We start from the raw sequence: 21,830 nt of genomic DNA, 5'->3' as shown, positions 1-21,830 counted from the left end.
ACTCAGCAGACGGTGACCGCCTAGCCGGCGGCCTTCTCCTTCTGCTTCGCCCGCACCGGCGTGATCGGCAGGCGCAGCGCGCCGGGCGCGCCCTCCGGAACGACCGGTGATACCGGAGCGACCGGCGCGATCCGCGCGTACGGCAATCCCTGCGCCGGACGCTGGTCGGCTTCACCCTTGTTCGGCCACAGCGACGCGGCACGCTCGGCCTGCGCGCTGATCGAGAGCGACGGGTTCACGCCGAGGTTCGCGGTGATCGACGCACCGTCGACCACATACAGCGACGGGTAGTTCCACACCCGGTGGTACGGGTCGATGACACCCGACGAGGGATCGTCGGAGATCACGCAGCCGCCCAGGTAGTGGGCCGTCAGCGGGATGTTGAAGATGTCGCCCCACGTCCCGCCGGCGATGCCGCCGTCGAGCTTGTCGGCGATCCGTCGGGTCGCCTCGTTGCCCGCGGGAATCCACGTCGGGTTCGGCTCGCCGTGCCCCTGGCGGCTGGTCACATACTTGAAGGGTCCGCGCTTGCGGACGAAGGTCGTCAGCGAGTTGTCCGACGACTGCATGACCAGCGCGATTACGGTCTTCTGACTCCAGCCGCGCGGGACGAGCAGCCGCGGCAGCCACGTCGGGTGGAGCAGGAACTGCTTGAGCGCTTGGCCAATCCGGTTGAGTCGCGAGCCACCGTCGGTGAGCACCGTCTGCAGGTAGGCCATCGCGTTCGATCCCTTGCCGTAGCGGACCGGCTCAATGTGCGTCGACTCGTCGGGGTGGAACGACGATGTGATCGCGACACCTTGCGAGTAATCGTTCTCGGGGTCGATCTTCGTGCTCATCGCACCGAGGATCGACTCGGAATTCGTGCGGGTCAGCACGCCCATCGCGTCGGAGATCTTCGGCAGCGTGGAGAGCTTGGCCGCGTGCATCAGCTTCTGCGTGTTGAACGTTCCCGCCGCCATGACCACATTGTCGGCGGTGAAGATGCGGCGACGGCGCCCGAACGGTCCCCACGACGACGAACCGTGCGTCGACACCTCCCACGTGCCGTCGGGAAGCTGGCGCAGCCCGTCAACGGTGGTGCGCTCGACGACCTGGGCTCCCGCGGACTCGGCCAGGCCCAGGTAGTTCTTGACCAGGGTGTTCTTGGCGCCGACACGGCAGCCGGTCATGCACGCTCCGCATTCGGTGCACGCGGTCCGCTCCGGTCCCGCGCCGCCGAAGTACGGGTCGGGCACGGTTTGGCCGGGTGACCCCTCGCCGCCGGTCTTCTCACCGAAGAACACGCCGACGGGCGTCGCGACGAAGGTTTCGCCGACGCCCATCTCCTCGGCGACCTCCTTCATCACCCGGTCGGAGTTGGTGAACGTGGGGTTCTTCACGACGCCGAGCATGCGGCTGGCCTGGTCGTAGTGCGGGCTGAGTTCGGACTCCCAGTCGGTGATGTGGGCCCACTGTTTGTCGTTGAAGAACGGCGACGGCGGCTTGTACAGCGTGTTCGCGTAGTTCAGCGAGCCGCCGCCCACACCGGCGCCGGCCAGGATCATCACGTCCTTGAGCAGGTGGATGCGCTGCACGCCGAGCAACCCGAGTTTCGGGGCCCAGACGAACTTGCGCAGGCGCCAACTGGTCTTGGCGAACTGGTCGTCGGTGAATCGGCGGCCGGCCTCGAGTACGCCGACTCGATACCCCTTCTCCGTCAGGCGCAGCGCACTGACGCTGCCTCCGAATCCGGAACCGATGATGAGCACGTCAAAATGACTGTCTTGTGGGCTGCGAGACATGGATTGATCATAGACCCCATGTCACATCGCTCATTGTCATACCCCGTGACCCAGGGCACAGTGGCCGACGGCGGGTGCCCACTCGGCAGGGGTGAGGTGCCCACTCGGCAGGGGTGAGGTGCCCACTCGACGTGGGTGAGGTGCCCACTCGACGTGGGTGAGGTGCCCACTCGACGTGAGTGAGGTGCCCACTCGGCGACTAGAGGCGGAGCTGTATTGGGTGGTCGAGTGCCGAGGAGCGCAGCGACTCGGTGTATCGAGACCACCGCAGGTGCCCAGTCGGCGTGGGTGAGGTGCCCAGTCGGCGTGGGTGAGGTGCCCAGTCGGCGGAGGTGAGGTGCCCACTCGGCGGATCTGCTGGTCAGGCGCGAACCGAGAGCCCTACCTTCTGGAACTCCTTGAGATCGTTGTACCCGGCCTTGGCCATCGACCGGCGCAGCGCGCCGACGAGGTTCAGCTCGCCGAACGGGTCGTCGGACGGGCCGAGGATGATCTGCTCGAGAGTCGGCCGGTCGTCGGGGGTGGCGATCTGCAGCATCGCGCCGCGCGGGGTGTCCGGGTGCGCCGCCGGAGGGGTCCAGTACCAGCCGCCGCCGGGGGCGCTGGCCGCCGAGGCCAGCGGCGTGCCCAGCACGACCGCGTCGGCACCGCAGGCGATCGCCTTGGCCAGATCGCCGGACGTGTTGATGTCGCCGTCGGCGAGCACGTGCACATAGCGGCCGCCGGTCTCGTCGAGGTAGTCGCGGCGGGCTGCGGCCGCGTCGGCGATCGCCGTCGCCATCGGGACGCCGATGCCCAGCACGTCGTTCGTCGTCGTCGACCCCTCGGTCGCGCCGTAGCCGACGATCACACCGGCCGCCCCGGTGCGCATCAGGTGCAGCGCGGTGCGGTGGTCGTGGACGCCGCCGGCGATCACCGGGACCTCCAGGTCGGCGATGAACGTCTTGAGGTTGAGCGGGTCGCCTCCCCCGTCGGCGACGTGCTCGGCCGAGATGATGGTTCCGTGCACGACGAGCAGCTCGACGCCGGCTTTGATCAGGCTCGGCGTCAGCTCGGCGGCGTGCTGCGGGCTGACCCGGACGGCGGCCGTCACACCGGCGTCCCGGATCCGCGAAACGGCTTCGGCCAGCAGTCCGGTGTCGATCTTCTGCGCATGAAGCTGCTGCAGGAAGCGGACGGCGGCTCGGGGGTCCGGGTCGTTCTCGGCGACGTCGCGCAACGCCGCGAGTTTGTCGTCGGCGTCGCGGTGACGCGCCCACAGTCCTTCACCGTTGAGAACGCCGAGCCCGCCGAGGCGTCCCAGCTCGATGGCGGTATCCGGCGACATCAGCGCATCGGTCGGATGCGAGAGGATCGGCGCACCGAACCGGTAGGCGTCGATCTGCCATGCCGTCGACACATCCTTCGACGACCGGGTCCGCCGCGACGGGACGATGCTGATGTCGTCCAGCTCGTAGGTCCGCCGGGCCGTCCGCCCCATCCCAAATTCCACAAGATCACGCACGACGACCGCGCCTTCCTGCCAGCCCCTTCGGCGGCATCACCATGACACCGGCCGAAATGGTTCGGCCAGCTCGCTATCGCTCCCGGCGCCAAGCACCGTCAGCGTGAATAGTAGTTGGGCGCTTCGGCGGTCAGCGTCACATCGTGCGGGTGGGACTCTTTGAGCCCGGCCGCGGTGATCTGCACGAACTGCGCGTGCTGCAACTCGCCGATCGACGACGAGCCGGTGTATCCCATCGCCGCCCGCAGGCCGCCGACCAGCTGGTGGATGACCTCGGCGAGCGGTCCGCGGAACGGCACGCGGCCCTCGATCCCCTCGGGTACCAGCTTCTCCTCGGCGAGCACGTCATCCTGGAAGTAGCGGTCCTTCGAGTAGGACTTGCCCTGGCCGCGGCCCTGCATCGCCCCCAGCGACCCCATGCCGCGGTAGCTCTTGAACTGCTTGCCGTTGACCAGGATGAGTTCGCCCGGCGACTCGGCGGTGCCGGCGAGCAGCGAGCCCAGCATCGCCGTCGACGCGCCGGCCGCCAGCGCCTTGGCGATGTCACCGGAGTACTGCAGTCCGCCGTCGGCGATCACCGGAACGTCGGCCGCCCGGCAGGCGGCGACGGCCTCCATGATCGCGGTGATCTGCGGTGCGCCCACCCCGGCCACGACGCGGGTCGTGCAGATGGAGCCCGGCCCGACGCCGACCTTGACCGCGTCGACCCCGGCTTCGATGAGCGCCTCCGCACCCGAGCGGGTGGCGACGTTGCCGCCGACGAGCTGAACGCGATCGCCGACTTCGGCCTTGAGCTTGCCGATCATGTCGAGCACGCCGCGCGAGTGACCGTGGGCGCTGTCGACGACGAGCACGTCGACGCCGGCGTCGGCCAGCGTCATAGCCCGGGTCCATGCCTCGTCACCCGCACCGACGGCCGCTCCGACGAGCAGCCGGCCGTCGGCGTCCTTGGTCGCCAGCGGATGCTGTTCGGTCTTCACGAAGTCTTTGACGGTGATGAGCCCGGTCAGCTTGCCCGCACCGTCGACGATGGGCAGCTTCTCGATCTTGTGGCGCCGCAACAGGTTCAGCGCGGCATCGGCGGAGACGCCCTCTTGCGCGGTGATCAGCGGTGCCGGCGTCATCACCTCCGACACCGGACGGTTCTGGTCGACCTCGAACCGCATGTCGCGGTTGGTGATGATGCCGACGAGCTCACCGGCGCCGTCGACGACGGGCAACCCGGAAATGCGGTAACGCGCGCACATCGCGTCGACCTCGGCGAGGGTGTTGGTCGGCGAGCAGGTCACCGGGTCGGTCACCATTCCGGCCTCGGACCGCTTCACCGTCTCGACCTGGCTCGCCTGCGACTCGACCGACAGATTGCGGTGCAGCACACCCATGCCGCCGGCACGGGCCATGGCGATCGCCATCCGGGCCTCGGTCACGGTGTCCATGGCCGAGGAGACCAGCGGCACGCGCAGGGAAACGCTCTTGGTCAGACGCGAAGAAGTGTCGACTTCGGACGGGATCACGTCCGACGCGGCCGGCAGCAGCAGGACATCGTCGAACGTCAAGCCGAGCATCGCAACCTTGGCGGGATCGTCGCCGCCTGTCCGCACATTCGCCATTGCCCCATCGTAGCGGTTCGCCGCACACCGCTCACCGGCCTCCCGCCCGGTGATGTCGCCGGTCACAGACGGTTCGCTGCGCTGGACCGGCTCACGGATCGGCTACGGTATAGGCGTGGCCAACCAGTATCCGCCCGGCCTGCCGCCGGACCCCTTCGCCGACGACCCGAGCGACCCCGCCGGGGCGCTCGACTCTGTCGAGCCCGGCATTCCGCTGGACCTCGCGGAGCGGCTCGCTGTCGAGGAAGATCTGGCCGACCTCGCCGTCTACGAATCCTTGCTGGCGCCGCAGGGAGTGCGCGGTCTCGTCGTCATGTGCGACGACTGCAACGAAGATCACTACCACGACTGGGACATGCTGCGCGCCAACCTGCAGCAGCTGCTCGCCGACGGCACCGTCCGCCCGCATGAACCGGCGCTGGACCCTCGTCCCGAGGATTACGTCACCTGGGACTACTGCCGCGGCTATGCCGACGGCCAGGCACACCGCGGACGCGGGCGTCGCTGAGTCTCGCCGATCAGCCGGATAAAGATCAGTTCGGCAGGATCGTGATCGGCGGCCGAGGCGGTCGCCATCCGGGGTTGCCCGGGCGCTGCTGCGGTTGAGTGGGCTCGGGTCGCTGTTGTTGTTGCGGCGGAGCCTGTTGCTGCGGCGGCTGAGTCTGCTGCGGCGGGGCCTGCTGGGTGTAGGTCGGCATCTCGTCGGTCACCGTGGGCGCGGGCGGCTTCGGCTTGGCCGCGGTCTTCTTCGGCGGCGCGGGCGGAGTCGCGGCCTTGATGGACGCTTCCACCGACGTCGCGAGGCGTCCGATCCACTCGTCCATCTGCGCGCGCGCTTCCTTGTTCTGCACCGGAGCCATGTTGGCCTGTGCGCGGTGCAGATACTGCTGAGCCTGTTCGGGCTTGCCGGCCGCGAGCAGCTTCTCCGCCTCCTCGAGGTTGTTGCGCGCATCGTAGGAAGCCTGCGTCTGCACGGCTTGCGAGGAGTAGACGACCTTCTTGATCGCCCACAGCGGATCCTCGGGGGTGGCCCCCTTGGACAGCATCGTCAGTCCACCGAGGGCGACACCGATGACGGCGGCTGCCCCGGCGACGAGCCTCAGGTGCCGAACGGCGCGACGAGAGGTCTTCGTGGAGCGCGCGGCGATAGCCGTTTCCACATCGTCGACGGTGATCGGCTCGGGGGCCGGGGCCCGGTGCACCGTGGTGCGCCATCCCACCAGCAGCTCGGCGAGTTCGAAGTCGACGGAGGTATCGGCGACGACCGGCAGGCCGAGACTGAGCGCTTCGACCATCTCGTCGTCGCGAGTGATGTCGGCGACGTCGAGATCGGCGACGTCGCCACCCTCGGTGGGCATCAGATCGCTCATCGGCGTTGCCCTTTCTCGTCTCGTTGGTCCTGCAGTTCGCCGCGCAGTTTCGTCAGCGCACGGTGCTGAGCGACGCGGACGGCACCGGGCGTCGAGCCCACCGCGTCCGCGGTCTCTTCGGCAGTCAATCCGACGACCAGGCGCAGTACTAGAATCTCGCGCTGCTTGTCCGGCAGGGTCGCCAGCAATGCCGTCATCCGACGATTCCCCTCGGCGTCGAGAGCTAGCTGCTCCGGACTGTCGAGGAAGTTGACCCGCTCGGGCATTTCGTCGGTCGGGTCGGCTTTGGACCGGCTGACCATCCGCATCGCGTCGGCGACCTTGTGTGAAGCGATTCCGTAGGCGAACGCCAGGAAGGGGCGCCCTTCGTCCCTGTACCTGGGCAGTGCCGTCATCACCGCCATCAACGCCTCCTGCGCGATGTCGTCGGCGGAGAACAAATGTCGCTCTCCGACTCCGATCCGCCCACGGCAGTAGCGCAGCAGCGGTTCCTGCACACTTTCGAGGACGGCGGCTAGCGCTCGGCGATCCCCCCCGGCTGCTGCCAGGACGGCCTCGTTAAGCGCATCACCTGTGAGTTTCATCGTCCGCTGCGGTTTCCGTGTTACAACCTGTGCGCGAGCTGTAGACGGGTCCGGGCGCACATCTGAGCCAGCCTAGCCCGCGGTCCCCGCGGGACACGAAATCCCCACCCGGAAAAAGCCCGATTCGCGCAACTTCGCGGTCACATCGTTCAGCCGGGCGAGTTCGGCACCGGCGGGCGAGAGCGCGACGACCATCTGCAGGCCGGCCCATTGCAGCGGCAAGAGCCCGGCGGTGGACGCGTCCTCGACGACCTCGCGTGCCCGTTCCGTTGCCGCAGCGGAGTCGCCCTCGGCCGCCATCGCTGCCGCGACGATCAACCGCGTCTTGACCTTGTGATGCGTCGAGGGGCATTCGGCGGCCAGGTTCGCCGCACGTTCGGCCCATTGCCTGCCGGTGTCGGCGTCACCGCGGTACAGCGCGTTCTCGGCATTGACCCAATGCCAGCGCAGGACCACCCGGCCGTCGACGAGCCAGTCGTCGACCGACTCGGAAGCCGGCTCGTTCTCGCCCCTTCCCACGAGGACATCGCCGGCACGTATCAGCAATCGCGACGACGAGTCGAACCGTCCGAGCCCCAGGTTGTCGGCGGCGAGCCCGACGAGCGCGTCGCCCACCGCGGCGCGCGCCCAACCCGGCCGCGGCGAGGGGAACTGATCCGCGACCTCGACGGCGGCACGGCCGTCGAGCCCGGCGGCGAAGTCGTGTCGCCCGGCCTGACGCAGCCACGACGCCCGCGTACTCAAGGCCAGCGAACGCATCGCACGGGCATCGACGTCGCCGGAGTGGCGCAGGGCCGGATCGAGTTCGTCGAGAACGGCTCTCCCGCGCGCCACCGCTCCACGAGAACCGTGGCCGACGGCCTCACGCCAGCGGGCACTCGCCCACGCCTGCTCCGCCATGGAAGACACGGTAGTTCACGGCCCCGGGGCCGCCCTTCAGTATCAGATCAAACTAGTTCTGACCAGTAACTAAAGCGTTAAATCTGGGCCAATTTTTACTATGCGCTATCGCGAATTCGTTAAATTGACTTTTGCTGGAGCGCTTGTTTAATGTGGCCGCAGAGCACCCCACAAGGGAGCCCGACACAGGGCCCGAAAGGGCCAGTGACCACAGAAGGAGATCGTCATGTCGATTCCCCAGCTGCCCGGTCCCAATGCCGATATCTGGGATTGGCAACGCCTCGGCACATGCCGAGGAGAGGCCTCCTCGGTCTTCTTCCATCCCGACGGCGAACGCGGCCACGCGCGCGTGCGGCGCGAGCGCCGCGCGAAAGAGTTGTGCCAGGACTGCCCGGTACTCGTCCAGTGCCGCGAGCACGCGCTGCGCGTCGGCGAGCCCTACGGGATCTGGGGCGGACTCGGCGAGTCCGAACGCGCCATGATCCTGAAGAACCGCGGTCGGCGCGGAAACCTCGCCGGCTGACTCGGCCGGAAACAAGCAGACCAAAGAACACCGCCCCGGATCCAGCGGATCCGGGGCGGTGTCGTTCCGAGCGGTTGGAGCTAGCCGATGACGGCAAGCACGTCGCGGGCGGACAGGATCAGGTAGTCCTGGCCGTCGTACTTGATCTCGGTGCCGCCGTACTTGCTGTAGACGACGGTGTCGCCCTCGGCCACGTCCACCGGGATCCGCTTCTCGCCGTCCTCGTCCCAGCGACCGGGGCCCACGGCGATGACTTTGCCCTCCTGGGGCTTCTCCTTCGCCGTGTCCGGGATCACCAGGCCGGAAGCGGTGGTGGTCTCGGCCTCGAGCGCCTGGACCAGGATCTTGTCCTCAAGCGGCTTGATGTTCACACTCGCCACGATGTGAGTCCTCTACTTTCATTTCCTGAACGAAAAACGATGACGTTTGTGGCCCTGCTCGTGCAAGCCCCCGTCGTCGCGGGTGAACGCGGGCTTCTCACAGTGCCAACTAGCACTCTATACCCGAGAGTGCCAGCACTCAAGGTTGGGTTGTGCTGATTCTCGTCGACCTGCCGTCGCCGGCGCTCATCGTCGCCGCGGACGCACCACCATCAGTTCCGTCTCGCCGTTCTGCGTGCCGTAGAGCCAGCCCGAACGCGGATCCACAGCCAGCGTGTGAATCTCACCGGGGATCTTGACGACGCGTTTCCGGTCGCGAAGGCGACGACGAACAGGCTGAGCGTCGCCGCGGCGACCACTCGCACACACCCTCGCCCGCGTCCCTGCACCGACGACCGCCCCGAAAATGTCTCCCGCCCCCGCACGTTATCCCCTCTCTTCTGCCACTGAATCCCTGATTAGGGGAGCCTAAGCTTTCTCACAGGGTTGTGACCAAATCGCGTGGCCGACGTCACACCTGCCGTCGCGCCGCCTACCGAGCCCTGGGGCGATGTTCGTCGACCACCTAAGTTAGGCTTGCCTTCATGAATCTCGCTCGTACCTGGCTGGCCCGCACCGGAACCGTCGCAACCGTCGTCGCGGCATCGTCCGCCCTACTGGTCCCCGCGACCGCGCACGCGGTACCCGACTACCAGGTCTCGTCGGTGCCCGCCGGAGTCGTGAGCGGCGGCGAGCTTGCGCTCGACCAGGGGCGCAAGCAGCTCTTCATCGCCGACAACAACGCACCCATGCGAACCACCGGCCGCGACTTCATTCCGAGCAACGATCCGGTGAAGCCCCGCGTCACCGTGTTCGACACGACGACCAAGCGGCCCGTGCGCAGCGTCGACCTGTCCAACCAGCCGGGCGGGATGATGATGATCGGCCCGGTCGAGCTGATCCCGACGCCGCAGGTGCCCGACGGCCTCGCCATCGACTCCAAGCGCGGTCGAGTCCTGGTCACCAACGCCCACGCCAGCGGCATCACCGTGTTCAACATGAACGCCAAGCGGGTCACCCCCGCCAACCTGACCCCGCTGCCCTACTCGCACCCGATGGGCGCGGTCGCCAACACCGCCACCGACCGCTTCTACGTCGGATTCAACGGCACCGGAAAGGTCGGGATCTTCAAGTCGTCGACCGGTCGCCTCGTCGGCGAGATCCCGAACCTCTACAAGGCGTCGTTCCTCGACATCGATACCAGCCGCAAGCGCCTTTACGTCGGGAACGCCGACTATGAGGCGAAGACGAACAACTTCGTCGCGGTCGTCGATCTGCGCACCCACCGTGTGATCAAGAAGATCAAGACACCGTCGAACTCGCGGCCCAAGGTCGACCCGAACACCGGCCGCATCTGGGCCTCCAGCTTCGACACCGGGAAGATCTCGATAATCGACCCGGCGTCGCTGCGCGTCGTCAAGACCATCGACACCAAGTCCTCGCCGTCCAAGCTGGCGATCGACGCTCAGCGCCGCCTCGTGTACACGGCGAACCTGCAGAAGAAGACGATCACCGTGCTCAACGCCGACTCCGGCGCCATCCTGAAGACGATCCCGACGGGCGGCAAGGCGGTGCACACCATCGTCGTCGATCCGGCGACCGGCATCGTCTACGGCACGCAACACATCAGCGGCCAGCTCACCGTTCTGACGCCGCGCTAGGACACGGTCGGCGGGTCTCGATACACCCTCTCGGCTAGCGCCTCGACGGCACTCGACCACCGGTGGGCACGGTCGGCGGGAAACTGGGCACGGTCGGCGTCAGGACAGGTCGGTCAGGGCCTGTCGCGCGATCGCGGCCAGGAACCGGGCTCCCGGCTCGATGATGTCGTCGTTGAAGTCGTAGGCCGGGTTGTGTACGGGTCCCCGCTCGTCGGTGATAGGACCGTTCCCGATGAACGCGTACGCGCCGGGGATCTCCTGCAGGAAGAAGGCGAAGTCCTCCGCGGCGAGAATCCCCGCGCAGTTGGCATCGACCCGTTGCGGACCGACGATGCCTGCGGCGACGCGTGCCACCCGCGCCGCTGCGGCCGGTTCGTTCACCGTGCAGGGGTAGCGGCGCTCGTAGGTCAGCTCGACCTCGACGCCGTGACTCGTCGCCACCGACGCGCAGATCTCCCCGACCAGGCGCTCGATCTCGTCGCGGGCCTGCGCCGAGAGGCAGCGCGCGGTCCCGCGCAGATGTGCCCGGGGCGGGATCACGTTGTTCGTCGACCCCGCAGTGAACTGGGTGATCGACACGACCGCCGGCACCGTCGGATCCAGCCGGCGGGCGACGATCGTCTGCAGCGCGGTCACCAGTGCCGAGCCGGCGACGATGACGTCGCCGGTCAGGTGCGGGGCCATCGCGTGCCCGCCCGCGGCGCTGAGCACGATGTCGAGGTCGTCGAAGGAGGCCAGCTGTGTGCCCGGCCGCACGGCGAAGTCACCTTCGGCGATACCCGGGATGTTGTGCAATCCGTAGATCTCCTGGATCCCGAACCGCTCGAGCAGACCGTCGGCGAGCATCGCGGGGGCGCCGGCCGCGCCCTCCTCGGCCGGCTGGAAGACGAGCACGACCCGGCCCGCGAAATCCCGGTCCGCGCCGAGGATCTCGGCGGCGCCGAGCAGCATCGCGCAGTGACCGTCGTGCCCGCAGGCGTGCATGACGCCCGGCGTCTGCGACGCGTGCGGCCGTTCCAGTTCCTCGGTGATGGGCAGGGCGTCCATGTCGGCGCGCAGACCGACGGTCGGCCCGGGCGACGTCCCGTCGATCACCCCGACGACCCCGGTCCCGCCGATTCCGGTCGTCACCTCGACGCCGAGTCCCCTCAGGCGGTCGGCGATCACGCCCGCGGTCCGGTGCTCGTCGAACGCCAGCTCGGGATGCGCGTGCAGATCGCGCCGCAACGCCCGCAGCCCGTCGACGTCCACGCCGCTCACCGAAGTCATGTCCGCCACGATAGTGGCCCGTGCCGGAACGCTAGGCCATCCGCGGGATCACCAACGGCGTCCCGGACTCCGGATCGTCGATGATCCGGCAGGCCAGGCCGAACACCTCCTCGACGACCTCCTCGGTCACGACCTCGGCCGGCGCGCCCTGTGCGACGATCCGCCCGTCGCGCATCGCGACCACGAAATCGGCGTAGCGGCAGGCCTGATTGAGGTCGTGCAGGACGGCGACGACCGTGCGTCCCTGCTCGCGGTTGAGGGCGCGGCACAGCTCCAGCAGTTCGATCTGGTGCGCGATGTCGAGGAAGGTCGTCGGCTCGTCCAGCAGGATCAGCGGCGTCTGCTGCGCGAGGACCATCGCGACCCACACGCGCTGGCGCTGGCCTCCGGAGAGCTGGTCGACGCGGTGGTCGGCCAGCTCGGTGGTCCGGGTCGCCGCCAGGGCCTGCGCGACGATCCGTTCGTCGTCAGGCGACCAGTTGCGCAGGAAGCCCTGATGCGGGAACCGGCCGCGCGACACGAGTTCGGCGACGCGGATGTCTTCGGGCGGCGTCGACGACTGTGGCAGCAGCCCGAGGATCTTGGCGACCTCTCGCGGGGCGTATTCGCTGATCACCTTGCCGTCCAGGACCACGCTGCCGCTGCGCGGCGCCAGCACCCGGGCCAGCGACTTGAGCAGCGTCGACTTGCCGCACGCGTTCGGGCCGATGATGACCGTGAACTCGTCGTCGGGAATGGTCAGGCTCAGCCCGTCGACGATGGCGCCGCCGTCGTAGCCGAGCGTCACATCACGGGCGATCAACCGATCATTGGCAGGACTATCCACGCGCACGCCTCATCTCGGTGAACAACAGGTAGCAGAGGTAGACACCGCCCAGGCACACGGTGACGACGCCGACGGGGAGCGGACTGCGCATCACCGCCGACACCCACATCGCGATGATGTCGCCCACCAGGAGCAGCAGGGATCCGACGAGCGCGGTGACGGTCCACGGGGTATGACCGGAGCGGCACAGCCCTCGCGCGATGTGCGGCGCCGACAAGGCGACGAAGGCCACCGGCCCGGCGACCGTCGTCGCGACGGCGATCAGCGCGACGCCGACGACGGGCAGCGCGATCGACACGCCCCGGGTCTGGGCGCCCAGGGCCCTGGCCAGATCCGGCCCCAGGTCGATGATCCGCGCGCGGCGGCTCAGCAGCGCCAGCACGACGAAAAGCACCCCCGCGACCGCGAGGGCCGGCCCGAGATAGGACCAGTTGCGGACGATGCCGGTGTCGAGGGTGCCCGCCCCCCACTGGGCAGCCGACATCGCCGCGTCGAGATCGGCGCGCAGGATCAGCCAGTAGTTGACCGACGCCAGCATCGCGCTGATCGCGACACCGGTGATCACCAGACGGAATCCTCCGACACCGCGCTTGTAGGCGACGAAGTACACGACGGCCGCCGTCGCCAGACCGCCGATCAGCGCACCGGTGGCCATGGCGACGAAGCCCAGTCCCAGCACGAGGGCGGCGACGAGTGCGCCCGTGTAGGAGCCGACGCCGAAGCCGATGAGGTCCGGGCTGCCCAGCGGGTTGCGGGTGAGCAGCTGGAAGATGCCGCCGGATGCCGCCATCGCCGCACCCATCACGATCGCCGCCAGGACGCGCGGCACCTGCCACTCGCTAATCGCGAGCCTTGCCAGCGGGTCGTGGCCGGTGATCGCGTCGGGGAGGTTGGCGAACCCGACCCCGTCGTCGGCGGCGACGAGTCCGACGCAGAAGGCCACCGCGAGCGCGGCGACGAGCACCAGCCCGACGACGAGCGAGCGGCCGTCCACCCGTTCGGAGAGCCGTCCGACGCGCACGACCCGCTGCGGTCGGCCGAAGTCGATCGTCCCCGTCATCGGCTCGCCCCCGCCGAATTGCGGACCAGCAGGATGAGGATCGGGGCGCCGACGAAAGCGGTGACGATACCGACCGGGATCTCGTCGGGAACCACGAGGACGCGCCCGATCACGTCGGCGGCCAACACCAGCACGGCGCCGAGCACGACGGCGAACGCCACCGCGCAGCGCCCGGTGACGCCCAGCGCGAGCCGAATCGCATGCGGCACCATCAGGCCAACGAACCCGATCGGCCCGGCGGCCGCCGTCGCGGCTCCCGCCAGCAGCGTCACGGCCACCAGGGCGACGACGCGGATCGTCGCGACGCGCACCCCGAGGGCCGTCGCCATCTCGTCGCCCATCCCGGCGACGTCGACGGCATGGGCGACGGCGAAGGCGATCAGGATCCCGACCACGATGAACGGAGCGACCCGCAAGGTCACCGACAGGTCGCGGCCCACCACCGAGCCGACCTCCCAGATGCGCAGCGTCTCGAAGGCATTCGGCCACAGCAGCGTGATCCCGCGGACGGCACCGGTCAGGACCGCCGTGACCGCGATGCCCGCCATCGTCACGCGCAACGGGGTAAGCGGCCCGCGACCGGCCGTGCCGAGGCCGTAGACGACGGCCATCGCGAGCACCGCGCCGACGAAGGCGAGGCCGATGTTCCACCAGATCGAGGTCAGTCCGAAGATCCCGATGCCGAGGGTGACGGCGAGAGCGGCACCGGCGTTCACGCCCAGGATCTGGGGGTCGCCGAGTGGGTTGTTCATCAGCCGCTGGATCAGCAGCCCCGAGACGCCCAGCGCCGCGCCGACGAGGACGGCCAGCACGGCGCGCGGCACCCGGTAGCCGATCACGGCGTCGAAGTCGAAGCCCGCATCGCGCCCGCGCAACGCGTCCCACACGGCACCGGCGCTGACGTCGCGCGAACCGACGAACAAGCTCAGCCACACGAGGACGGCGAGCACGGCGACCAGTCCGAGCCAGATGACCGCGAGGCGAATACCGCGCCGGCGACGAGCACCGGCGGCCCGGTCCGCACGCGCGTCCCGCACCGCGACGCCCTCGGTCACCGGGCTCCCGCTTGGCGCACCGCGGCGATCAGATCGTCGATCGTCGGCGACTGGGCCACCGTCTCGAAGTCCAGTCCGGCCGCACCGGAGGCGCGCCACTTGTCGAGCAGTGCCATCAGCTGCAGCGAATCGATGCCGCTGTCGGCGAGCATCAGCGCCCCGGTCAACGCCGCCGGATCGACCATCAGCTTGTCCGCCAGGTCGGCGCGCAACCGCTCCGCGCTGAAGGGATCCTCGGGCTTCGCCTTCACGTCGGCGTCAGCGCGCTGGGCCTTCTTACTGACCTTGCCGACGGCCGTCGTCGGGAACTCGTCGACGATCAGCACGTCGTCGGGGATCTTGAACCGCGCCAGACCGGCCTCGCGGAGGAAGCCCCGGAGCACGAACTCGTCGGGGACCTCCCCCGCCCCGGCCGCCGACGACGACGGGATGACGTAGGCGACGATGCGCTCGCCGAGACGTTCGTCCGGCGCCCCGACGACCGACGCGTCACGGACCCCCGGATGGCGCAGCAGGACGCCCTCGACCTCGGTCGGGGCGATCTTCTCCCCCGCACGGTTGATCTGGTCCTTGTCGCGCCCGACGACCGTCAGGTACCCGTCGGAATCCCGGACGACGCGATCGCCGGTGCAGTAGAACCCGTCGTCGGTGAACGACTCGGGCGAGGCGTCGCCCCAGTACTCGCGGATCGTGTACGGCCCGCGGGTCTGCAGGCTGCCTTCCTGTCCGTCGGGCAGCACGTTGCCGTCGGCATCGACGACGCGGATCTCGTCGTCGGGGCTGATCGGACGCCCCTGCGTCGAGACGATGCGCTCGACGTCGTCGTCGAGCCGGGTGTAGTTGACCAGCCCTTCGGCCATGCCGAAGACCTGCTGCAGCGTGACGTTGGGGAACAAGTCGGGGACGCGGCGGGCGACGGTCTCCAACAGTTTCGCACCGCCGACCTGCAGCACCCGCAGCGACGACACGTCGTAGCGCCCGGATTCCGGCGAGTCGAGCCACGTCGCGACGAGCGGGGGAACAGCCGATAGCTGGGTGATGCGCTGGTCGGCGATCGTGGACAGCACGGTGCGCGCATCGGTCCCGGGCACCATCACGATCCGTGAGCCGGCGTACAGCGCGCCGAGGATGCCGGGACTGCTCATCGTGAAGTTGTGCGACACCGGCAACACGACGCCGAAGACCGACGACTCGTCGAGTCCGCAGATCCGCGCGGACTCGCGCACCGAGTAGAGGTAGTCGTCGTGGGTGCGGCCGATCATCTTGGGCGCGCCGGTCGTGCCGCCGGAAAGCTGGAGGAAGGCGATATCCGACGGGGCGCCCGACCTCCCGGTCGACCCCGCGTCCTCGCCGCGCGCCGCCGCCAGCGCATCCGGTGCGGCCAGGTCGGCGACGATCGTGTGGAACGGCCGGTCGTCCGACACGGCCGGACGCACCCGGGCGAGCCTCTCGGCATGCGCGGCGAAGTCGGTTCCGCCGAACTCGCCGACCGTGAGGAACGCCGCGGCGTCCGAGCGGGCGACGAGGTCTTCGAGTTCGGCTGCGCTGTGACTCGCCAGCGCGAAGACCGGCAGAACGCCGGCGTCGAACAGTGCGAAAACGACTTCGACGTACTCGGTGACGTTCGGGAACTGGACGACCGCGCGGTCGCCCGGCCGCAGACCGTACTTCTCGACCAGCCCGTTGGCCAGGCGGCGCGACCCGTCGAGGAGTTCGGTGTAGGTCAGCGCGCGGCGTTCGTCGCGCACCGCCTCCGAATCGGGGTGGGCGGCAGCGGACTCCGCGAGCATCCCGGCGTGCGTCTGCCCGATCCAATAACCGGCAGATCGGTAACGTTGCGCCACCTCAGGGGGATATCCAGCCACGAGGCGATCGTAATCCATAGGTTAACCTAAGCTGCAGACCGCACCAGATCGGAAGCGTCCATCTTGCACGACGAATTAACACCCGCGCAGCTTGCCGTCTGGTTCGCACAGCTGCAGGTCGCGGACGCGCCGGTGTACCAGTGCGCCGAGCGGATCGACATCGTCGGCGAGTTCGATGCCGAACGTTTCGCCGCCGTGCTCGACGATTGCCTGAGCCAGGTTCCCCCGCTCAACGCCCGCTACGCCGACGACGGATCCGGCCCCCGCATCTCCCCCGACCCTCGCGAACATCGAGCGCGGCTTCACGACGCCGCCGACGATGGCGAGTTGGAGAGCATCATCGCCGGGGCCATGACGACCGCTCCGATCAGCGACGAGATCGCCGGGGACCGGCTCTCCGGGCAAGATGTCGTGCGCCTGGCGCACGATCGGCACGTATGGATCACTCGCATTCACCACATCGCCGTCGACGGCTACTCCTTCGCCCGCCTGCTCCGCTGGGTCGCCGACTGCTATACGGCCGACGTCACCGGCCAACCCCGCCCGGATATGCCGTTCGCACCGGCCGATCCGTCCGCGACCGCGGGCACCGCCGACGACGCCGACTTCTGGGCCGCCTACGCCGACACCGCACGGCCGCCGTCGGTATCGCGGTCCGAGCCGGCGCTCGCCCGCGAGCGCGCGCTGCGCATCACGCACCGGCTGCCTCCCCGCGCGTCGGCGACCGACCGGGGCTGGGCGGAATCGCTGATGGCAGCGCTCGCCTGCTACGTCGCGGCCTATTCCGGCGAGCCGACGGTCACCCTCGGCGTGCCGTGGGCCAATCGCCGACTCGGCGCACCGGTGACGATGGAGCCGGAGGTCAACATCCTGCCGCTGCGCGTGACCGTCGCACCCACCGCGACGATCGACGACCTGATCGGCGGTGTCGCCCGGGAGTTGCGCACGGTCCGGCCGCATGTGGGCTATCGCGCCGACCGGCTGCGTCGCGACCTGGGACTCGTCGGCGCCGACACCCCGCTGTTCGGACCGGGCGCCAACCTCAAGTTCTTCACCCCGCAACTGCGCTTCGGGGCAGCGGCCGGCACCGTCGGCAACATCGCGATGGGACCGGTCGACGATCTGACGCTGACCGGATCGCCTCAGCCGGACGGCGGTTTCGTCCTGGAGGTCGAGGCCAACCCGGCCCGCTACACACTCGCTGAGGCGGAGGCGCACGCCGCCCGCCTGCGCGCACTGCTGTCACGGGTCAGCGAGGACGACGGCGACACGCTGATCGGCTCACTGCCCGTTGCCCTGCCGAGCGAGGCGACACTCGAGATCGTCGAGCTGAACCGGACCGACCAGCCGGCACTGGTCGACGAGGCCGAGTCGACGACGCTGACGACGCTGCTCACCGATGCGGCCGCCGAGCACGCCGATCGGACGGCACTCCTTTGGTCCGACACCGCCGAGTGGGCACCTCACCCGCGCCGAGTGGGCACCTCACCCACGCCGAGTGGGCACCCCCACACACTCACCTACTCGCAGTTGCGGGCCGCCGTCGACGATCTCGCCGCGGCGTTGCGCACACACGGAGTCGGCCCCGGCGGTGTCGTGGCCCTGCGGCTGTCCCGCTCGCCGGAAATGGTGTGCGGACTGTTGGCCGTTCTCGCGTGCGGGGCGGCCTATCTGCCGATCGACCCCGAACTGCCACCGTCCCGGATCGAGGGCATGCTCGACGACACGCGCGCCCGGGTCGTCCTGACACCGCCCGCCGGTGCCGAAGCCGACTGGCGCGCAGGGGAACTCGCGCTCGACATCGACGTGCTGACGGACGACGACGGGGATCGGGCGGGCGCGCCGACGCCGCGCGACGCCGCGTACATCATCTTCACCTCCGGCTCGACCGGTCGCCCGAAGGGCGTCGTGATCGAGCACCGCAGCATCGTCAACCGGCTGCGGTGGATGGACGACACGTTCGCGCTCACCCACGACGACCGGGTCGTGCAGAAGACCCCCTACTCCTTCGACGTTTCGGTGTGGGAGTTCTTCTGGCCGCTGATCCGCGGCGCCACCCTGGTCCTGGCGTCACCCGGCGTCGAACGCGACGGCCCGGCGCTCGCCGCGGAATTCGCCGGCTTCGGCGTCACCGTCTGTCATTTCGTCCCGTCGGCGCTCGCCGCCTTTCTCGCCGCCGATCCGCCGTCGGACGATCTCGCCGCGCTGCGCCTGATCGTGTGCTCGGGCGAAGCCCTGCCTCCCGAAGTGCTCCGGCGCGGCCGGGACCTGCTGCCGTCGGCCGTGATCGACAACCTCTACGGGCCGACCGAAGCCGCCGTCGACGTCACCGAATGGGCGCCGGACGCGGAGTGGGACGGCTCCGTCGTGCCGATCGGTTCCCCGATCGCCAACACCCGCGCCTACGTCCTCGACAAGGCGCTGCGCCCGCAGCCTCCCGGCGCCGTCGGCGAGCTCTACCTGGCGGGGATCCAACTGGCCCGCGGATACCTGATGCGCCCGGGGCTGACCGCGACCCGCTTCGTCGCCGACCCGTTCCGCCCCGGCGAGCGGATGTACGCGACCGGCGACCTCGTGCACCGCGACGATCACGGCCGACTGATCTACGTCGGGCGCGTCGACGACCAGGTGAAGGTGCGCGGCCGGCGCATCGAACTGGGCGAGATCCAAGCGGCGCTCGCCGATCTTCCCGATATCGAGCAGGCCGTCGTCGTCACCCGCGAGGTCGCGACGGGCACCGGATCCACGACGGTGATCGTCGGCTACGTCGTCGCCGCCGGTGCGCCCGTCGATCGGTTCGCGGTCCGCGACCAGCTCGTCCGCCGGCTGCCCGCGTACATGGTTCCCGACGCGATCGAGGTGCTCGAGGCCATTCCGATGACGCGCAACGGCAAGCTCGACCGTCGGCAATTGCCCGAGCCGCGTCTGGGCTCCGACGCGGTGACCGCCCCCCGCACCCCGACCGAACTGGCGATCGCGCCGTTGTTCGCCGAGGCACTGGGACGCGACGAAGTCTCGGTGACCGACAGCTTCTTCGACCTCGGCGGCACGTCGCTGAGCGCGTCGGCGCTGGCCGGGCGCTGCAGCGAGGTCCTCGGCACCCCCGTCGGCGTCGCCGACCTCTTCGCCGCACCGTCGATCGCCGCGCTGGCCGAGCGGATCGCCGGGGACGGGTCCGCCGATCCGTTCGGCCGCCTGCTGACCCTGCGCGCCGCTCCCGACGACGGATCCGCCGATCCGCCGGTCTTCGCCGTTCACCCCGCCGGCGGCCTCGGCTGGTGTTACGCCGGCCTGCTTCCGCATCTGCCCACGAGTACCGGGTTGTACGCGCTACAGGCCGACGGTCTGAGCGGCGACGCCGACGCCGGACCGCTGCCCGCGTCCCTGACCGATGTCGCCCGGGACTATCTCGACACCATCGAGTCGGTCGCCCCGACCGGCCCGCTGCGCCTGCTGGGCTGGTCGGTCGGCGGCGTCATCGCCCACGAGATCGCCGCGCAGACCGCCGCTCGCGGTCGAGAGGTCGCTCAGGTCGCTCTCCTCGACGCGTATCCGAGCGAATGCTGGGCCGACCAACCCCCCGCCACGCCCGCCGAGGTGCGGCGGGCACTGCTCATCATGGCCGGCGCCGAGTCCGACGCCGCCCTCGACACCGACGACGACGTGCTGGCGGCCTTGCGCGAGAACCACGCCGCTCTGGGCAGCCTGACGCTCGATCAAGTCCGCAGCATCACCGATGTCGTCAGCCATTTCGCCGCCCTCATGCGCGCCCACCGGACGGCCGTCATCGACGGCGACGCCTGGCACTTCGCCGCCGCCGAGAGCGCGGAGGACTTCCTGCCCGCCCTGGCGTGGGAGCCACATGTGCGAGGCGCGGTGCACTACGCCAACCTCCCGGTGAACCATCCCGGGATGGTGGCACCGGATTCGCTGGCCGCCGTCGCCGACGCCCTGACCCGGCCCAGCGCCTCCGAGGCCGGCGCCGACGCACTGCGCGCGCGCATCGTCGACGGCGATCCGGGCGATGACCCCGACGCCGTGATCGCCGGCCTCGTCGTGCACGGCACCCCGCTGCTCACCGACGACCCCGACGACCCCGACCGCCAGCGGGTCTTGCTCACGTTCACTGCCGATCCCGGCAGCGCAGGGGTCTACGCGTGGGCCAACCGCCTCACCGACGGCGCGCACGGCGAACGCGGCCAGATGCGCCGATGGGGGGCGACGAATCTGTGGTTCACGGAGTTCTCCGTCCCGCGCGACACGATGGCGACCTACCGCTTCTACCCGTACGGTCCCGACGACCCCGCGCTGCACGACGGTGAACTGCGCTATTCGCGCGAGGTCGCGCGCGGCGCGGTGAGCGATCCCGCGAACCCCCTGGCCGACGACTCACCCTTCGGCTCGGTGCTCTGCGGTTCCTCTGCCCCCGACCTTCGCCCGTGGTGTCGGCCGAAGCCCGCGAGTCCGCCGCTCGCGGCCACCGGCACGTTGGCCCTCGATTCGCTCGGCGTCGACGGTGCCGAGCCGGTGCGGTGGCGGCTGACCGAGCCGCTGGGCGCGGGTACCGGCACCGCACGCCTAGCGGTCCTCCTCGACGCCGACAAGTGGTTCGACACCTGCGACCTGCCCGCGATGCTCGCCGGTGCGGCCGACGAACCCGATGGTGAGACATCCGCCGGGCCGATCGCCCTCCTCGGGATCGACGCGCCGAGCACCGCCGCGGCCCGGCTGCAACAGCTCGGCGCGAACCGGGGCTTCCTCACCGCCCTCGTCGACGAGGTGCTCCCCACGGCGCGCCGCACCCTGGGACTGTCCGACGGGCCGACCGTCTGGGCCGGTCAGAGCCTCGGCGGCATCGCCGCGCTGGCCGCGGCCGCCTGGTTTCCGGCCGAGGTCGACGAGGTACTCGCGTATTCTCCGTCGATGTGGTGGAAACCCGGCCTGACCGGCCGGCCCGCCGAGTGGGTGGACGAACGGAGCTGGATCGCGGGCGAAGTCGCCGGCTCGGCGCCGCGTGCCGTGCGTCTGGCCGTCGGGCGCAACGAACGACTGCTCGTCGGTCCGGTGACGGCGTTGGCCGACGAGCTGGCGGGGGCCGGGTGGCCGGCGACGCTTCACCGCTATGCCGGCGGCCACGACCTCGCGTGGTGGGCCCACCTGCTGTTTCGCGATCTGACGACTGGAAAGGGAGGGCGACCATGAGGCTTGCCGCCCGGATCATCACCACTGTCACCGGAGGCCTGCTCGCCGTCGGGCTGGCCGCATGCGGTTCGGAACAGACCGCGGCACCGCCATCGGACGGCCGGGCCTACGTCGATGCCGCCAACCGCAGCGTCACGATTCCCAAGAACCCGACGCGGGTGGTCACCCTCGCCGAAGGCGCGCTCGATTCCGCACTCT

At 69.6% G+C, this 21,830-nt stretch carries 16 protein-coding genes and 1 pseudogene; 5 read left to right on the top strand and 12 right to left on the bottom strand.

All coding sequences use genetic code 11. From position 1 onward, the window contains the following. Nucleotides 1-20 precede the first annotated feature (20 nt). From GOARA_RS04850 to guaB, 3 genes are all read right to left on the bottom strand, one after another. Nucleotides 21-1,784 (bottom strand): GMC oxidoreductase, encoded by a 1,764-nt coding sequence (locus GOARA_RS04850; protein WP_007321184.1) that lies wholly within the window; start codon nt 1,782-1,784, stop codon nt 21-23. Nucleotides 1,785-2,145: 361 nt separating this feature from the next. After that, nucleotides 2,146-3,288 (bottom strand): GuaB3 family IMP dehydrogenase-related protein, encoded by a 1,143-nt coding sequence (locus tag GOARA_RS04845; RefSeq protein WP_040521781.1) that lies wholly within the window; start codon nt 3,286-3,288, stop codon nt 2,146-2,148. A gap of 98 nt (nt 3,289-3,386) precedes the next feature. Continuing rightward, a complete protein-coding gene (gene guaB / locus GOARA_RS04840) occupies nt 3,387-4,898 on the bottom strand; it encodes an IMP dehydrogenase (RefSeq protein WP_040521791.1) in 1,512 nt (503 codons plus the stop codon). Nucleotides 4,899-5,013: 115 nt separating this feature from the next. Here guaB and GOARA_RS04835 point away from each other — a divergent pair, with 115 nt between their 5' ends. Then, a complete protein-coding gene (locus tag GOARA_RS04835; RefSeq protein ID WP_040521790.1) occupies nt 5,014-5,406 on the top strand; it encodes a DUF5319 domain-containing protein in 393 nt (130 codons plus the stop codon). 25 nt (nt 5,407-5,431) lie between these two features. On the opposite strand, the gene GOARA_RS18850 is transcribed toward GOARA_RS04835, so the two are convergent. The 3 genes from GOARA_RS18850 to GOARA_RS04820 all read right to left on the bottom strand — a co-directional run bounded on the left by GOARA_RS18850 (nt 5,432) and on the right by GOARA_RS04820 (nt 7,752). Then, nucleotides 5,432-6,268 carry an anti-sigma-D factor RsdA gene (locus GOARA_RS18850; protein ID WP_007321180.1) on the bottom strand — a complete coding sequence of 279 codons (837 nt, stop codon included), beginning with the start codon at nt 6,266-6,268 and terminating at the stop codon, nt 5,432-5,434. Then, nucleotides 6,265-6,852: a sigma-70 family RNA polymerase sigma factor gene (locus GOARA_RS04825; protein ID WP_007321179.1), complete on the bottom strand. Its 588-nt coding sequence runs from the start codon at nt 6,850-6,852 to the stop codon at nt 6,265-6,267. Before GOARA_RS04825 ends, GOARA_RS18850 begins: the two co-directional genes overlap by 4 nt. Nucleotides 6,853-6,924: 72 nt before the next feature. Then, nucleotides 6,925-7,752 carry a hypothetical protein gene (locus GOARA_RS04820; RefSeq protein WP_007321178.1) on the bottom strand — a complete coding sequence of 276 codons (828 nt, stop codon included), beginning with the start codon at nt 7,750-7,752 and terminating at the stop codon, nt 6,925-6,927. 226 nt (nt 7,753-7,978) lie between these two features. Here GOARA_RS04820 and GOARA_RS04815 point away from each other — a divergent pair, with 226 nt between their 5' ends. Beyond that, the gene (locus tag GOARA_RS04815; protein WP_007321177.1) at nt 7,979-8,275 is read left to right on the top strand and encodes a WhiB family transcriptional regulator; all 297 of its coding nucleotides are present in this window, start codon (nt 7,979-7,981) and stop codon (nt 8,273-8,275) included. An 80-nt stretch (nt 8,276-8,355) separates the two neighbouring features. Here GOARA_RS04815 and groES read toward each other — a convergent pair whose 3' ends face one another. Continuing rightward, on the bottom strand, nt 8,356-8,655 hold the full coding sequence (groES, locus tag GOARA_RS04810; protein WP_007321176.1) for a co-chaperone GroES: 300 nt from the start codon (nt 8,653-8,655) through the stop codon (nt 8,356-8,358). Between the two features lie 584 nt (nt 8,656-9,239). Here groES and GOARA_RS04805 point away from each other — a divergent pair. Then, nucleotides 9,240-10,355 carry a YncE family protein gene (locus GOARA_RS04805; RefSeq protein WP_007321174.1) on the top strand — a complete coding sequence of 372 codons (1,116 nt, stop codon included), beginning with the start codon at nt 9,240-9,242 and terminating at the stop codon, nt 10,353-10,355. Between the two features lie 99 nt (nt 10,356-10,454). Here the strand turns inward: GOARA_RS04805 and GOARA_RS04800 are convergent, their stop codons facing one another. The 5 genes from GOARA_RS04800 to GOARA_RS04780 are packed head-to-tail and all read right to left on the bottom strand — an operon-like array spanning nt 10,455 to nt 16,448. Further along, nucleotides 10,455-11,624 (bottom strand): amidohydrolase, encoded by a 1,170-nt coding sequence (locus tag GOARA_RS04800; RefSeq protein WP_040521779.1) that lies wholly within the window; start codon nt 11,622-11,624, stop codon nt 10,455-10,457. 31 nt (nt 11,625-11,655) lie between these two features. Then, nucleotides 11,656-12,450, bottom strand: a complete 795-nt coding sequence (locus GOARA_RS04795; protein WP_306302171.1) for an ABC transporter ATP-binding protein — start codon at nt 12,448-12,450, stop codon at nt 11,656-11,658. Further along, nucleotides 12,443-13,510: a FecCD family ABC transporter permease gene (locus GOARA_RS04790; protein ID WP_007321171.1), complete on the bottom strand. Its 1,068-nt coding sequence runs from the start codon at nt 13,508-13,510 to the stop codon at nt 12,443-12,445. Before GOARA_RS04790 ends, GOARA_RS04795 begins: the two co-directional genes overlap by 8 nt. Continuing rightward, on the bottom strand, nt 13,507-14,565 hold the full coding sequence (locus GOARA_RS04785) for a FecCD family ABC transporter permease (RefSeq protein ID WP_007321170.1): 1,059 nt from the start codon (nt 14,563-14,565) through the stop codon (nt 13,507-13,509). Before GOARA_RS04785 ends, GOARA_RS04790 begins: the two co-directional genes overlap by 4 nt. Next, a complete protein-coding gene (locus GOARA_RS04780; RefSeq protein WP_007321169.1) occupies nt 14,562-16,448 on the bottom strand; it encodes a (2,3-dihydroxybenzoyl)adenylate synthase in 1,887 nt (628 codons plus the stop codon). The genes GOARA_RS04785 and GOARA_RS04780 overlap by 4 nt, the downstream gene beginning before the upstream one ends. Before the next feature lie 45 nt (nt 16,449-16,493). Here GOARA_RS04780 and GOARA_RS04775 point away from each other — a divergent pair, with 45 nt between their 5' ends. Both GOARA_RS04775 and GOARA_RS04770 read left to right on the top strand, forming a co-directional pair. Next, nucleotides 16,494-21,632, top strand: a complete 5,139-nt coding sequence (locus GOARA_RS04775) for a non-ribosomal peptide synthetase (RefSeq protein ID WP_007321168.1) — start codon at nt 16,494-16,496, stop codon at nt 21,630-21,632. Next, nucleotides 21,629-21,830 (top strand): annotated as a pseudogene (locus GOARA_RS04770) (ABC transporter substrate-binding protein); the annotation flags it as partial. The gene GOARA_RS04775 and the pseudogene GOARA_RS04770, both read left to right, overlap by 4 nt.

The sequence above is a fragment of the Gordonia araii NBRC 100433 genome (assembly GCF_000241265.1).
GTDB lineage: Bacteria > Actinomycetota > Actinomycetes > Mycobacteriales > Mycobacteriaceae > Gordonia > Gordonia araii.
The sequence above is the reverse complement of the archived record's forward strand: the minus strand, read 5'-3'. Positions and strand labels throughout refer to the sequence as shown.

Bases quoted from the DNA above. Each gene is read 5' to 3' on its own strand.
- guaB (WP_040521791.1), bottom strand. From the start codon at position 4,898: ATGGCGAATGTGCGGACAGGCGGCGACGATCCCGCCAAGGTTGCGATG.
- GOARA_RS04805 (WP_007321174.1), top strand. From the start codon at position 9,240: ATGAATCTCGCTCGTACCTGGCTGGCCCGCACCGGAACCGTCGCAACC.
- GOARA_RS04850 (WP_007321184.1), bottom strand. From the start codon at position 1,784: ATGTCTCGCAGCCCACAAGACAGTCATTTTGACGTGCTCATCATCGGT.
- GOARA_RS04825 (WP_007321179.1), bottom strand. From the start codon at position 6,852: ATGAAACTCACAGGTGATGCGCTTAACGAGGCCGTCCTGGCAGCAGCC.
- GOARA_RS04780 (WP_007321169.1), bottom strand. From the start codon at position 16,448: ATGGATTACGATCGCCTCGTGGCTGGATATCCCCCTGAGGTGGCGCAA.
- GOARA_RS04815 (WP_007321177.1), top strand. From the start codon at position 7,979: ATGTCGATTCCCCAGCTGCCCGGTCCCAATGCCGATATCTGGGATTGG.
- GOARA_RS04790 (WP_007321171.1), bottom strand. From the start codon at position 13,510: ATGACGGGGACGATCGACTTCGGCCGACCGCAGCGGGTCGTGCGCGTC.
- GOARA_RS04820 (WP_007321178.1), bottom strand. From the start codon at position 7,752: ATGGCGGAGCAGGCGTGGGCGAGTGCCCGCTGGCGTGAGGCCGTCGGC.
- GOARA_RS04800 (WP_040521779.1), bottom strand. From the start codon at position 11,624: ATGACTTCGGTGAGCGGCGTGGACGTCGACGGGCTGCGGGCGTTGCGG.
- GOARA_RS18850 (WP_007321180.1), bottom strand. From the start codon at position 6,268: ATGAGCGATCTGATGCCCACCGAGGGTGGCGACGTCGCCGATCTCGAC.